Source organism: Caballeronia mineralivorans PML1(12) (genome assembly GCF_001028175.1).
GTDB classification, from domain to species: domain Bacteria; phylum Pseudomonadota; class Gammaproteobacteria; order Burkholderiales; family Burkholderiaceae; genus Caballeronia; species Caballeronia mineralivorans.
The window spans coordinates 1-243 of sequence record NZ_AEJF01000279.1 but is presented as its reverse complement, the minus strand read 5'-3'; the positions used below and the strand labels follow the sequence as shown (position 1 = coordinate 243).

The window sequence follows — 243 nt, the reverse complement described above, 5'->3', positions numbered from 1 at the left end:
GCAAATTGCCGGTGGCGGCGATGATCTGCAGGGCATTAAAAAAGGGCTGATGGAAGTGGCTGATCTGATCGTTATCAACAAAGACGATGGCGATAACCATACCAATGTCGCCATTGCCCGGCATATGTACGAGAGTGCCCTGCATATTCTGCGACGTAAATACGACGAATGGCAGCCACGGGTTCTGACTTGTAGCGCACTGGAAAAACGTGGAATCGATGAGATCTGGCACGCCATCATCGA

At 51.0% G+C, this 243-nt stretch carries 1 pseudogene; it reads left to right on the top strand.

The window, feature by feature from the left end:
* Positions 1–243: pseudogene (locus tag EOS_RS45435) on the top strand (methylmalonyl Co-A mutase-associated GTPase MeaB); the annotation flags it as partial.